Consider the following 13,529-nt stretch of genomic DNA (forward strand, 5'->3'; position numbering starts at 1 on the left):
CGCGCTCGACTTGCATGTATTAGGCACGCCGCCAGCGTTCATCCTGAGCCAGGATCAAACTCTCCATAAATGGACAGCTCATCTGAGCTCGGTCGATACATTCAGTATCATCTTTGCGTGTTGTGTTGTTCGCCTCAACTTTGTGCTCCCATATAATAGAAGCTTTGTTCGGAATTAAACGTTGACATATTGTCATTCAGTTTTCAATGTTCTCGTTTTTCGACTGCTTTACTATCTTAACACACTAGCTTATCGAATGCAAGCATTAATTTCAAGTTTGTTTTTTTAGTTTTTGCAGTTGCCGTTTCAATCAATGTTTCGTTTTGACCCGACAAGAAATAACTATACAGGGTTTCAAATCATAATGCAAGTGTTTTTTAAAATTCTTTTGAATTTCTTTTTAGCCGCTTCACTTATAGCGCCTGCCTCTATAATCAGAAGGTATACTATAGGAAGAAACTATTTAATAACACCAGGTTATCCTCTGTGTATTTCTTTTGCTCCAGTCCGCCCCTCGTTTCACCGGGAAATGAACTAGACTTCTAACTATACCAGTAATATTTTAAAAATCAACCCAAAACTATTAAAAGTTTAAATGATTATACTTCCTTCTATAATATAGTAGTCTTTTAAAACTTACCGACGTCTCCCGACGAGACCTGTTCCCTTCTATATAGAAGAGATCTTTCCCTACGGCCCGCACATAAGATCGGTAAAACCCTGCCATGACGGCATTGACCGGGGTTTACCAGTATGAAACAATATAGTGGTTAACAAAAATCAGGGAGGGGATGAGTATGGCGGAAGATAAAGTGCAATCGAAAGGTGTGGTTACAGTCATTCTGGCGGCTACGTTTCTACTGACGTTCAGCCAATTTTTACTGATCACTGCTTTCCCTACCATAATGGCCGAGTTCGATATCAATGCCACACAGGTTCAGTGGCTGACGACGTCATTCTTATTAACCAGCATCATATTCATACCATTGTCCGGTTATTTATCAACAACCTTTTCTTCCAAAGCTCTCGTCGTGTTTGCCTTGTCCTGCATGCTCATCGGAACAATCATCGGCGGATGGTCACCGAATTTCGGTGTGCTGATTCTTTCAAGGGTCATTCAGGCGATTGGAGCAGGTATTATTCTGCCGCTCGTCCAGACAATATTATTAATCGTCTTTCCATATCACCGGAGAGGGTTTGCAATGGGCATGCTCGGGGCCGTCACAAACGTTGCCCCTGCTTCCGCCCCGTCAATTTCCGGTGTGATCATCGATATACTCGACTGGCGTTCACTGCACTGGGTGCTCCTGCCTCTGGTCGTCATTACTTTGATTCTTGCAATCTTTCTCATGAAGAACGTGTTGAAGAAAACTGATGTCAGCCTGGATATGACTTCCATCCTACTGTCAGCCATCGGCTTTTCATTATTCATCTTCGGATTGAGTAATGTGAGTATCTACGGATTTTTGGATGCTATGGTGCTCGCACCGTTACTCATAGGACTGTTCCTGTTGTGGTTCTTTGTCACTAGACAGTTTAAACTTCCGGCCCCTGTTTTAAACCTGAATTTGTTCAGAAATAAAACCTTCACACTCGCGCTGATTCTTATCTTCATCAATATGATGTTGCTTTTATCTACAGAAACGATATTGCCGATGTTTTCACAAACGGTACTCGGCACGAGTGCATTTCTATCCGGGTTTTTATTAGTGCCCGGGACCATACTGCTCTCCGTCATCACTTTCGTCTCCGGTTCATTATATGACCGGTATGGCGGGAGAACCATCGCAATCACCGGATTCGCAATGACGACGCTGTCCCTTGTTTTACTGAACACGGTAGGTATGGAGAGCTCTCCATATTTCATAATGGGATATTTCTGCATATTCATGTTCGGTTTCGGCCTAACATTGATGCCGCTTGTTACGATAAGCATGTCCGAGCTGGACGATGAAGAGATTCCACACGGTTCAGCGATCAACAATACCGTCCGGCAGTTTGCCATGACGTTCGGCATTATTGTTCTTACTTCAATCATCAGTATCACGGTAGTCAACATGAATGCCCCCGAGTCAGTTTCCACCTACTGGGGCACGACCTACGCTCTCGTTGTGATGGCCGTCCTCGCTTTTGCCGGCTTCATACTGACATTCATGCTGAAAGATAAACCAAGATATAAGTAAAATAAAACCATCTCTGTTTGCTTATGCATGCAGAGATGGTTCCTTTATTCCGGTTCATCAAGCGGCAGTCTGTACAGTTTATCATCATTTTCATCAGAGTCGTCAGCCTCTTCTCCGCATGCAGCGAGAAGTAATATGACCGGGATGAACATCAGCCGAAAGCACTTTATTTTCAAAATAGTCCCTCCTCCATGCCGTTACATCTCCAATAGTGTCTGTTATATTACAGAAATAATATAATACTGTTACAGAGCCGTTTATCAGTTGATTATCAAAGCAAAACGTTTTACCTTTAAGTTTAATCTGAAACAGGAGTGTGGTTCCTATGAATAACCCGAATACCACAGATGACATCAACATAAATGGTTTCTTCACCAAGATAGTCAGTCTGATGTTTATCTGTTCCGTTTTTGTAAGCAGTGTTGATGTTGTACCCGCCCAGGCGAGAGAAGACTTGGGTGCATCCGGGGAGGAAGCGAATATTGTACTGGATGAGGTATATCTGGAGTCGAGCATCGTCTCCACATCCGAAACAACGTCCATATTCGGCAATACTTTACCGGAAGCAGAAGTGGAAGTGACTTATTCGGATGGCATGACATATAAAACAACAAGTGATGCCTCCGGATACTATAAATTAAATAATCTGCCGCTGATGAACGAAGGAGATTTCATCGACATCACCGCTTCCGCAGGCGAAGTGAAAATGAGCGAGCATCTACAGATGGACAGATAATCATTTTAAAATATCTCTATGGTCGAACGCATCAGCCATAGAGATATTTTTATTTCATTCATTTATACACCGATTAAATACAGACATATCGGTATCGTCAATATACTGATCAGCGTCGTAATTAACGTCGAAAATGACACTACATTCGGTTTGACATTAAACTGGACCGCAAGCATTGTTGAGTTCGCTGCGACCGGCATTGCATTCAGCAGGATGAACACCATCTTCATCGTCTCATCGACAGGCATGACCATGACCAGTGCTGCTGCGATGATCGGCGATAGTACCATGCGGATGGACACAACCGCAGTCACATCTTTAAGGTCGAAGCTTTCTTTGGTGATACGTGCGAGCTGCATGCCTAAAATCAACATCACTACAGGTATTGCAGCATTCCCCGTCATTTCCACAATGTCCAGGATGCCCTGATCGAGTCTGATATTTGCCAGCTGGAAAATCACACCGACGATGGCACCATGAATGACCGGTATTTTAAATATATTGATCAGCGCTTCTTTTACAGTAATTGTCGCTCCGCTGCCGAATGAAGCGATAAATATGCCTACCGTGCTGATAACAAATCCGTGCAGCACCATAAGCACAATCGCATAGTCGAACGCAGTGGCCCCGAGCGCAAAAAGCGCGACCGGTGTCCCGTAGTTACCGCTGTTTGGAAATAAAGTCCCAAGCAGTATGGCCGAGACATCCTCCTTCGAAGATTTGATGAAATATCCCCAGATGACTGTGATGACAAGCAAAATCCCTGTCAGTAAAAAGGTAAAAAGAAATACATACAAATAATCAATCGTCAGTTCATTCCGGTAGAAAGTATTGAATGTAAGGATGGGTAATAATATATATAAAGACATTGATGAAATTGATTTGATATCAAATTTAAGTATTTTATCTGAAACATAACCCACTCCGAAAATCAGGAAAACCGGTAAAATGATCATTATTAAATCCATGAGGTCACACTTCTTTCTGTCATAGTTAACTGCGTTGTCATACCTCTATGATAGATGAAATTTTCAGTTAAAGGTACCCTTACATATCAAAAAGCCTGACTGATTCCAGCCAGGCTTCAAAATTTATGATTTATTTGTTCATGCCGCTCTTAACGTATTCCGCTACAGTTACAGTACGTGCCGCCTGATGTTTTACTGCACCTTCGACATCTTCGACCATTTTTCCGTCCTGATCCACAGTAACACTTGTCCCGTAAGGGTTTCCGCCTGCACCGAATAATACAGGGTCAGTGTAACCCGGTGACGCAATGATTGCACCCCAGTGCATCATTGATGTGTACAATGAAAGGATTGTCGCTTCCTGACCGCCGTGCGGGTTTTGAGCTGAAGACATCGCGCTGACAACCTTGTTGATTGTCTTACCTTCTGCCCAGATGCCGCCCTGCGTGTCGATGAACTGTTTCATTTGGGAAGGGACATTACCAAATCTGGTCGGTGTGCTGAAGATGATTGAATCCGCCCAGATAATATCTTCGGATGTTGCTACAGGAATATCTTTCGTTGCCTCCACTGTCGCTTTCCAACCTTCGTTGCCATCAATTGCTGACTGCGGTGCCAGTTCTTCGACTTTTAACAATCTCACTTCTGCGCCGGCAGTTTCCCCCGCTTCTTTTGCCCATTTTGCCATTTCATAGTTAGTGCCGCCCATACTGTAGAATATAACTGCCAAATTTATATTTTCCATATTTTCATTATTCTCCTTTGATCTGTTAAATAGTTTTTGAAAAAAGTTCATTTGCAATACTCACTTTCTATTCATCATTTTTACTCTGGTCTTTCCACGGTGAAAATTTCACCGATATCAGCATAATCATTTCCAGCGAGTCTGCTGACCGCTTTCAATTTTAATGGATCAATATAACCGTTTTGATAAATGTCTGGAGCGATGTGATAATGCTTCACCTTTAACAGAAGCAAATCCGTCGTTGGAATATTTTCTTCATTATATATGACCACATTTTCATACAGCTCTGTTTCATACCTTACTTTTGCTTCATTTAACCCAGGTGCTTTCACAACTTTGGAATCCACTGTTGTAAAGCTTGAAATATCAAGTTCACTTTCATCTTTCGACAGCGGTGCAGAAGTGTTATTCGCCTGGTCGACATTATCCGCATCCACGATATGAAGCACAGCGTCCCCGCTTTCCAGCACGTTCCTCGCCGTATCTTTACTTTCACCATTCTCACGCTGCACCGCTACAGAGAGCATCGGCGGATTATAAGTGACGATATTGAAGTAGCTGAAAGGTGCCACATTTACGATACTGTCATTAGATATTGTCGATACAAGCGCAATGGGTCTCGGGATGACCGAGCCAATCAAAAACTTCTTCTTTTCCTTTTCAGTCAGTTGTTCAGGGGAAAATCCGAGCATGATATCCGCTCCTTATATATCCAGTTTAGGCAGTGACTTCTCATATTCCGGCCTTAAATGTTCGTATTGTTCCGGCAGTTTCAGCGCAGTCCCAAGTTCTGACTTATCTTCATCGACATCAAATCCTGGGCCGACAGTCGCAAATTCAAAGACAACATTACCCTTCTCACCGGTGTAAATCGACTTGAAATAGTTTCTGTCTCTTACTTCCGTTACGCCAAAACCGTCATCTCTCAAAGCAGCCTGCCATTCTTTCAGTACATCCAAATCCGGTACGGACCATGCAATATGATGGACAGTGCCGATACCGAAACGGCCTCTCGGCTCTGGCGGTAATGAAGTGATGATATGATGCTTTTCCGGGCCGACAGTTTCAAAGTGCTGATTACCATCATCCATATCCATTTCTTGCAAGCCCATTCTGCCTGTCAGCAATTCTTTCGTCCCGTCCGGATCGCCGGACAGTAATTGTGCACCGTGGAACCCGAGAATATCATTGCTGTCAGAAGTTTCAGTGCCTTCCACAATCGCAAGATCGAGTGAATGGACATCGCTGAATTCAAGTGTTTTCGCTCCAAAAAATTCAGTTTCTTCAACTTCGATGCCATGGTCTGCCAGGCGCCCTTTCCAGTAACCGATACTGCCTTTAGGCACTCGGTAAGCAATTCTGCCCACCTGGCCGTTGCCTTTTTTGCCGACATTATCATTCGTCCACGGGAAGAATGTAATGACTGTTCCCGGTGTCACGTCCTCATCAGAGAAGTAAAGGTGATACACACCATTGTCGTCAAAGTTCACTGTTTGCTTAATCAACCTTTGACCGAGTACATCTCTGTAAAATCTCAAGTTCTCATTCGGGTCTCCTACAATTGCTGTAATATGGTGAATCCTTTGAATAGCTTCCATAATTCCATCTCCTGATTTATCATATATTATTATTTATCTGAGCGGCTTGTATCAAAGTGGCGCACTTGAGCTTCGATCTGCTCACGTTTCGGTTCAAGCATCGGCGGCAGTGCCAGACTTTCACCGAGTGTTTCATATGGTTCATCCCCCATGAAGCCCGGACCGTCGGTGGATAGTTCTATTAAAATATGGCCGACTCTTGCATATAAAGCTTCGAAGTAGAATCTGTCCACATTTCCGGAATGACCGACGCCAAGTTCATTATATTTCTCTTCCCAAGCTTTGATCGCATCGTGGTCCGCCACTCTGAAAGAAACATGGTGCACTTCGCCGTAACCCTGCTGTCCCTGTGTCGACTCGTCTTTTCTTAAGATGACCTGCCCGCCGTTACCGCCGTCCCCGACATCAAATACAGTCACATCATCTTCTTCAATTACAGGCTTCATATCATATATCGCCGTCAGCACTTGTTTGAAATCATCATAATAACTCACTGTAATTTCTATCGGGCCAAGTCCGTATATCGCCTTATCTTCCGGAACCGGCCCATTTTTCCATGGGGTACCCGGTGCAACACCTTCATTATTTTCATCTGAGAAAAGCTGGTATCTCTGGCCGTCAGATTCTTCAAATGGCAATACCTTTTTACCGAACAACTCTTTAATACCTTCATTTTTAACACCATGCTCATTAAAACGCTCGAGATAATATTCCAAGGCCGTATCGTTCGGTACTCTGAACCCCGTCCTCGATATTGAATTCGTTCCGCGGATCCCTTTAGGATTGTTCGGGAAGTCAAAGAATGTCATGTCTGTCCCCGGTGATCCGACATCGTCCGCAAAAAATGTGTGATAAGTCTGTATATCATCCTGGTTGACCGTTTTTTTAACAAGACGCATACCCAGTACTTCCGTGAAAAACTCATAGTTCCTCATTGCATCGTCCGTCATTGCCGTTACGTGATGAATCCCTAATAATTCTGTAGTCATATATATATCCTCCAAATTTAATTATCTCTAATTCGAGATATAAATTATAATTTTAAGCTTATATCAAAGATATAAACTTTATTTTGTCAATAAATGCTCTGCATGGGTGCCGATACGCTTCAATAAATTAATCGCATCTTCAACTTCGTCATCATTCCACTCATCGAAAATCGAATTAATCAGACTTTCCTGCTCAACCACCCGGCTATCCATGTATTCCTTACCCGTTTCAGTAATGCAGGCAAACATTTTCCGACGATCTTTTGGGCATGGCCTTCTATATAAAAAACCTTTGACCTCCAGTTTGTCGACAACGTAAGTGATGCTGCCGGCCCCGAGCAGAATTCGCCTGCCGATCGACTGAATCGGCTGGTCGCCTTTATGGTACAGCAGCTCCATCACTGCATATTCGTTTAAGTTGATATCCTTTTTCAGAAAATCCTGTTTGATGAGCTTTTGAACTGACTGGGAAGATTTGACGAATACCGTAAAAGCTTTAATACGCGGATCCTTTTCTTCCAAGACAATGCACATCCTTCATTATTTCGATTTTAATTATATTAAATTTAATATATTCGCTTTCGAGACTTATTATAGGACAGATGGAAAACTGAGTCAAGGAAGAGGTTTGGAAATGTGCAATGCTGTGCGATTTATAGGCAAATTAGACATAAGTCATAAAATAAACAGCAGGTTACGCCGTTTTAAGGTTAAAATCGACATGGGAGTCTAGAGATTATAAAGGTTGTGCCTGACTGTAATAATGTATAAAAAACTCCACCACAATCAAATGTGATGGAGGCTTTCATAAATACTCTTATAATTCCGTCCGGTATTCTATCGCCTTGGACAATGTCACTTCATCTGCATATTCCAGATCGCCGCCGACGGGCAGTCCGTGGGCGAGTCGTGTCGTTTTCAAGCCGATCGGCCTGACAAGTCTTGAGATGTACATCGCCGTCGACTCACCTTCAATGTTTGGATTGGTCGCAAGAATCAGTTCCTGGACTTCTTCATCTTTCAGACGCTCGAGGAGCGGCGGGATATTGATGTCTTCAGGTCCGATGCCGTCCATCGGGCTGATTGCACCGTGCAGTACGTGGTACAGTCCACGGTACTCCCGCATCTTCTCCATTGCGATAACGTCCTTTGTATCCTGGACGACACAGATGACGCTTCTGTCCCTTGATTTATCCGAACATATATAGCATGGGTCCACGTCAGTGATATGACCGCATACTGAACAGAACTGCAATTCTCTTTTCACTTCCATCAGGCTGCGCGAAAAATCAACAACGTCCTCTTCATTCATGTTCAAAACATAAAATGCCAGACGCTGGGCTGTTTTTGGCCCAATGCCCGGCAATTTCATGAAGCTGTCAATGAGCTTTGAAATTGGTTCAGGATAATGCATATTACATCATTCCTGGAATGTTTAAACCTTTAGTGTGTTTACCTAAACGGTCACTCATCAGTTCATCCGCTTTAGTCATTGCCTCATTCGTTGCAGCAACAACCAGGTCCTGCAGCATTTCAATATCTTCAGAATCTACAACTTCTTCGCTGATTTCAACATCCATGATTTCTTTCTGGCCGGATACAGTCACTTTGACCATGCCGCCGCCAGCTGAACCTATCACCGTTTCTTCTTTCAGTTTCTCCTGCTCTTCTTCCATCTTTTTCTGCATCTTCTGCATTTGCTTCATCATGCCTTGCATGTTATTCATTCCACCGCGCATTTATAATTCCTCCAAAAAATTAATTTTCATTTATTCATTATATATGATTATTATTATACTATAAACCTTTATTAATCCCTAGTTTCCACTATACTGTTGTCGAACAGTTCCTTGGCAACATCCGACGGCTTTTTCTCATCGGTTTTCACTTCCTGTTGTTTGTTGGATTTTCTTTCTTTGATGTAGTCCGCCCTCACCTGCTGCCAGCTCGATTGAGGCACACCCACGACCTGGACTTCCTTACCTATGATGGTCGGGATGATTGATTCCAGCTCATGCTTTTTCTTATCATCGTTATTGATAAGCTCGGAATGTACATCGTTATCAAATTTGATCAGCACGTGTGTATCACTTGCAGCGACGGGTTCCGAATCTTTAATCAGAGATCTTAAAGCATGGAATTTTTTATCTTCCACGTATTGATATACTCTCGGCCAGCCGTCTTTCAGCTTAACAATGTCGTCTTTGTTCGCCTTGTCCAGCACTTTTTCAATCTGGCTGATTGAATAACCCTTACCGCTTGTGCGTTTACTTTGTTGTTTTCTCACATCACTGTTTGACTGCGGGGCAAGCTGGGCATTTTCCAGTCGGCGTTCAAGTTCACTCAGTTTTTCTTCGATATGAGACAGGTCGACTTCAGGTGCTTCCACGACATTATTGTGTTTTGACAACACTTCAATCAGCTTCACAATGACCACTTCCAGGTGAACACTCGTATTCACGGAAAATCTCATCATGACCATCGCATCATTCAGAACGTCAATCATTTCATAAAGTACTTTATCTTCAACATTGTAAAACGCGATGCCTTCATTCATTTCATTCGAATGTTTCATCAAAATGATATCTCTGATGTAATAAACAAGTTCATGAATGAGACGGGTCGGATCCTTACCTTCATCAATGAAATGATGATACTGTATGAAAGCTGCTCTGGAGTCTTTATTTTCAATGAGTTTCAGCCACTCATTTAAAGAATCCTGCTTGATGCCGCCTGTAATCATCACTGCATCATCCAAAGTGATGATGTCGTTACTGTACGCAATCACCTGGTCCATGATACTCAGTGCATCACGCATACCGCCTTCGGCTGTTCTTGCGATATAGTCCAGCGCCTCTCCGTCGTATTCAATCGATTCGGATTCTGCAACATACTTCAGACGTTCAATGATCTCATTATTTTCAATCGCTTTAAAATCGAATCTTTGTGTCCTGGAAATGATGGTTGCCGGTATTTTATGAGGCTCTGTTGTAGCGAGTATGAATATCGCATGTTCAGGAGGTTCTTCCAATGTCTTGAGCAGGGCGTTGAACGCACCTGTTGTCAGCATATGGACCTCATCTATGATATATACTTTATACTGCGTAAGAGATGGTGCGTACTTCACTTTCTCCCTGAGACTTCTGATCTCATCAACACCGTTATTACTCGCGGCATCAATTTCTATCACATCGTTGGCACTGCCCTCCGTAATGCTCATACATACATCACATTCATTACACGGTTCACCATCCTGGCCAAACTGGCAGTTCAGTGCTTTCGCAAAGATTTTTGCGATACTCGTTTTACCCGTCCCTCTTGGACCACTGAATAAATAAGCATGTGATTCCTTATTTCTGATGATGGCATTCTTTAATGTTTTAGTCACATGTTTCTGCCCGACGACATCCATAAAACTCTGGGGCCGAAATGCACGGTATAACGCTTGATACTCCATTCAGCGGCACCTCCACTTTTTCTAATATCGTCCACTATTATAACATTAATGCCATGTCTTTTACGAATTAAAAAAAGACCGTATCTATAAAATAGATACGGTCTCATATATGTAGCCGTGCACCGCTTCCTCGAGAAATCAGAACAAACGTTACTTAAAACATCAGCTCAACCTCGGCAGCCCTACGGCACATGGGATGGGTCACTTAATGCTGCTTCCTTCCGGACCTGACATGATTCATGACGTCCCATTGCATAGGACCGAAGTCTCAACACCGATGAGATTAAGGCAGTCTTCACACTGATACCCTCAGAAGCGGGATTCAGCCTTGCTGGAGCGGCTTGCAAGTACAGGGCACCGCTAATTCCCCGCTTAGCACGGTACCTTACATAATAACAAAATTGAATTTATGATGCAAGGAATTATTTACTCCCCTGTGAATCTTCTTGAAAAATCGACGAATTTAAACTCACTTGCCAAGTGCTTTGACACGTTGTACTGGAACGGCGTCGCATCATTCAAATGCACGACAGATTTGACATTGGCCGTATACAGCGGCTGAATATTGCCGAACAGTTCTATATCCAGATCTGTCATTGGACTGAATGTAATTTCTTTTTGTGAATATGAAATTTTGTGCCCCAGTCTCTCTTCTATATATTCATAGATAGAACCTCCGGCTATTTCTTCTGTCAGCCCAGGCATCATATCATACATGAAATAATCCGTATCTATAATATGGGTCTTTTCTTCATACAGTCTTTGACGGATCAGCTGCCATATTAATGTTTCATCATTCAGGTTCAACGCCTCCTGAACGTTTGGACACTCTTTTGCCGGAAGTTTTTCTAAACTGTAGACTTTTGTATTATATATTTTCTCCTGCTGCTCCTGAACTTCTTTGAAACTTGTTAAATGGGATACAGTCAAGTGCATTGAAGGGTTGTAAATGATGACGGACCCTTTGCCTTTCATCTTCTGAATATAACCATTCTCCTGCAGCAGATTCAACGCTTTTCTGACTGTTTCCCGGGAAACACCGAAGCTCTTCAGAAGCTTATGCTCAGAGGGCAGAATTTCTCCAGGTTCATATTTACCTTCGACGATGTCACTCGATAAGGATTGATAAATTTGATTGTACTTATTTAAATTCATAGCGTCACCTTAGTCAATTCAATTTTAAATCGTTATTCCAATTGTAACAGTTATTTCTTATAAATCATCATTGTTTCAAAAGGTCTCAGTTCCGATATCTGATTATCGTAGTTTGAAATTAGAATTTCACCGTCGGCGTTCACACCTTCAGGGTAAGGTATCGATTTGTCACTGTAGTTTGAAATGACCAGAAGCGACTCACCGCTCAAGGTTCTTTCATAGACGAATAAATCCTTATCCTTCATCAATAAAGGCCTGATATCCCCTGTTGTCAGTATTTCCATATTATGGCGGAATTCAATGAGCTTTTTATAAGTATAGAATACTGAATTATTATCTTCAACAGCTTTTACGGCATTGATGTCAGAATAGTTCCTTCCCACTTCAATCCACGGTTCTCCATCGGTAAACCCGGCATACTTACTGCCATCCCATTGCATCGGAGTACGCGCGTTATCACGGGACTTATCTTTTAAAATTTCCATGACTTGCTGATACTTCAGCCCTTTATTTTTAAGCATGTCATAGGCGTTTAAGCTTTCCACATCTCTGTACTGGTCGATACGGTCAAAACCGGGATTCGTCATCCCAAACTCTTCGCCCTGAAAAATATAAGGCGTGCCCTGCAGGCCATGGAGGGATATCGCAAGCATCTTGGCACTTCTCAGTCGATTTTCCTCGGTATCATCCTTACCGAAACGTGATACTACTCTCGGCTGATCATGGTTGCACCAGAATATCGCGTTCCAGCCTTCTCCATCATAAATGCCGAGCTGCCACTTCATTAAAGTTTCTTTCAGCTGAATGAAGTCATATGGTGCCTTTGTCCATTTCTCTCCATTTGGATAATCCACCTTTAGATGATGGAAGTTAAATACAGAGTTCAATTCCTGTCTTTTCGGATTTGTATATTTTATGCAGTGGTCGATTGTCGTTGATGACATTTCACCTACAGTCATCACTTCTTTATCTCCGAAAGTCTCCTGGTTCATTTCATGAAGATATTCATGAATTCGCGGGCCATCCGTATAGAATTCTTTGCCCGGCCCGTCTGAATTCTCGAACGATCCTTTTGACAGCAGGTTCACTACATCAAATCTGAAACCGTCTATGCCGAAGTCTATCCAGTAATTGATCATGTCATAAATTTCATGACGGACTTTATCATTTTCCCAGTTCAAGTCTGCCTGTGTGACGTCAAACAGTCTTAAATAGTACTGATTTGTATCATCATCGTAACTCCATGCATTCCCGCCGAACTTTGATTCCCAGTTCGTCGGCGGCGTGTCATAAGTGCCATCTTTCCAAATATAATAATCACGGTATGGGTTATCTTTTGATTTTCTGGACTCAATGAACCACGGGTGTTTCGTTGATGTGTGATTGAAAGCCAGATCCATCATAACTTTCAAATCTTTTTTATGGGCTTCATCCAGCAATTCCTGTAAATCTTCTTTCGTACCGAATTGCGGATTGATTTCATAATAATTGCTGATATCATAGCCATTATCATTCATCGGTGATTCATATACCGGCGTCAGCCATATATAATCCACGCCGAGAAACTGTAAGTAATCCAGTTTCTGAATGATACCCTGAATATCACCTGTACCGTCGCCATTTGAATCATTGAATGATTTTGGGTAGATCTGATATACTACCGACTTTTTCCAATCTGATACCGCCACTTTAAAAAAC

Annotated in this window: 14 protein-coding genes, 1 rRNA gene and 1 other RNA gene; 2 read left to right on the plus strand and 14 right to left on the minus strand. The window is 42.5% G+C overall.

Annotation, left to right across the window (positions count from 1 at the left end; genetic code table 11):
- Positions 1 to 70 (minus strand): 16S ribosomal RNA (locus BO48_RS15045); the annotation flags it as partial.
- Positions 71 to 797: 727 nt separating this feature from the next.
- Here BO48_RS15045 and BO48_RS15050 point away from each other — a divergent pair.
- The gene (locus BO48_RS15050; RefSeq protein ID WP_496368682.1) at positions 798 to 2,183 is read left to right on the plus strand and encodes a DHA2 family efflux MFS transporter permease subunit; all 1,386 of its coding nucleotides are present in this window, start codon (positions 798 to 800) and stop codon (positions 2,181 to 2,183) included.
- A gap of 44 nt (positions 2,184 to 2,227) precedes the next feature.
- Here BO48_RS15050 and BO48_RS15055 read toward each other — a convergent pair whose 3' ends face one another.
- The gene (locus BO48_RS15055) at positions 2,228 to 2,359 is read right to left on the minus strand and encodes a hypothetical protein (RefSeq protein WP_496368684.1); all 132 of its coding nucleotides are present in this window, start codon (positions 2,357 to 2,359) and stop codon (positions 2,228 to 2,230) included.
- Between the two features lie 149 nt (positions 2,360 to 2,508).
- On the opposite strand from BO48_RS15055, the gene BO48_RS15060 reads away from it, so the two are divergent.
- Positions 2,509 to 2,919, plus strand: coding sequence for a carboxypeptidase-like regulatory domain-containing protein (locus BO48_RS15060; RefSeq protein WP_496368686.1), 411 nt, complete (start codon positions 2,509 to 2,511; stop codon positions 2,917 to 2,919).
- Between the two features lie 62 nt (positions 2,920 to 2,981).
- On the opposite strand, the gene BO48_RS15065 is transcribed toward BO48_RS15060, so the two are convergent.
- The 12 genes from BO48_RS15065 to treC all read right to left on the minus strand — a co-directional run bounded on the left by BO48_RS15065 (position 2,982) and on the right by treC (position 13,519).
- Positions 2,982 to 3,887 (minus strand): AEC family transporter, encoded by a 906-nt coding sequence (locus BO48_RS15065; protein ID WP_496368688.1) that lies wholly within the window; start codon positions 3,885 to 3,887, stop codon positions 2,982 to 2,984.
- 130 nt (positions 3,888 to 4,017) lie between these two features.
- Entirely contained in the window at positions 4,018 to 4,632 is a 615-nt protein-coding gene (gene wrbA, locus BO48_RS15070) for an NAD(P)H:quinone oxidoreductase (RefSeq protein ID WP_496368690.1), read from the minus strand.
- A gap of 80 nt (positions 4,633 to 4,712) precedes the next feature.
- Complete coding sequence (locus tag BO48_RS15075; RefSeq protein ID WP_496368692.1) at positions 4,713 to 5,324, minus strand: flavin reductase family protein; 612 nt, start codon at positions 5,322 to 5,324, stop codon at positions 4,713 to 4,715.
- Positions 5,325 to 5,336: 12 nt separating this feature from the next.
- A complete protein-coding gene (locus tag BO48_RS15080; RefSeq protein ID WP_496368694.1) occupies positions 5,337 to 6,230 on the minus strand; it encodes a VOC family protein in 894 nt (297 codons plus the stop codon).
- Between the two features lie 29 nt (positions 6,231 to 6,259).
- On the minus strand, positions 6,260 to 7,219 hold the full coding sequence (gene mhqE, locus BO48_RS15085; protein WP_496368696.1) for a ring-cleaving dioxygenase MhqE: 960 nt from the start codon (positions 7,217 to 7,219) through the stop codon (positions 6,260 to 6,262).
- A gap of 78 nt (positions 7,220 to 7,297) precedes the next feature.
- The gene (locus tag BO48_RS15090) at positions 7,298 to 7,741 is read right to left on the minus strand and encodes a MarR family winged helix-turn-helix transcriptional regulator (protein ID WP_496368698.1); all 444 of its coding nucleotides are present in this window, start codon (positions 7,739 to 7,741) and stop codon (positions 7,298 to 7,300) included.
- 295 nt (positions 7,742 to 8,036) lie between these two features.
- Positions 8,037 to 8,633: a recombination mediator RecR gene (gene recR / locus BO48_RS15095; RefSeq protein WP_496368700.1), complete on the minus strand. Its 597-nt coding sequence runs from the start codon at positions 8,631 to 8,633 to the stop codon at positions 8,037 to 8,039.
- Position 8,634: 1 nt separating this feature from the next.
- The gene (locus tag BO48_RS15100) at positions 8,635 to 8,958 is read right to left on the minus strand and encodes a YbaB/EbfC family nucleoid-associated protein (RefSeq protein WP_496368702.1); all 324 of its coding nucleotides are present in this window, start codon (positions 8,956 to 8,958) and stop codon (positions 8,635 to 8,637) included.
- A gap of 71 nt (positions 8,959 to 9,029) precedes the next feature.
- Entirely contained in the window at positions 9,030 to 10,676 is a 1,647-nt protein-coding gene (gene dnaX, locus BO48_RS15105) for a DNA polymerase III subunit gamma/tau (RefSeq protein ID WP_496368704.1), read from the minus strand.
- Positions 10,677 to 10,791: 115 nt separating this feature from the next.
- Positions 10,792 to 11,057: signal recognition particle sRNA large type (ffs, locus tag BO48_RS15110), an RNA gene on the minus strand.
- A gap of 45 nt (positions 11,058 to 11,102) precedes the next feature.
- On the minus strand, positions 11,103 to 11,831 hold the full coding sequence (gene treR, locus BO48_RS15115) for a trehalose operon repressor (RefSeq protein ID WP_496368706.1): 729 nt from the start codon (positions 11,829 to 11,831) through the stop codon (positions 11,103 to 11,105).
- 50 nt (positions 11,832 to 11,881) lie between these two features.
- Positions 11,882 to 13,519 carry an alpha,alpha-phosphotrehalase gene (treC, locus tag BO48_RS15120; protein WP_496368708.1) on the minus strand — a complete coding sequence of 546 codons (1,638 nt, stop codon included), beginning with the start codon at positions 13,517 to 13,519 and terminating at the stop codon, positions 11,882 to 11,884.
- Positions 13,520 to 13,529: the final 10 nt, after the last annotated feature.

It is taken from the genome of Lacicoccus kunmingensis DSM 17847 (assembly GCF_059568765.1).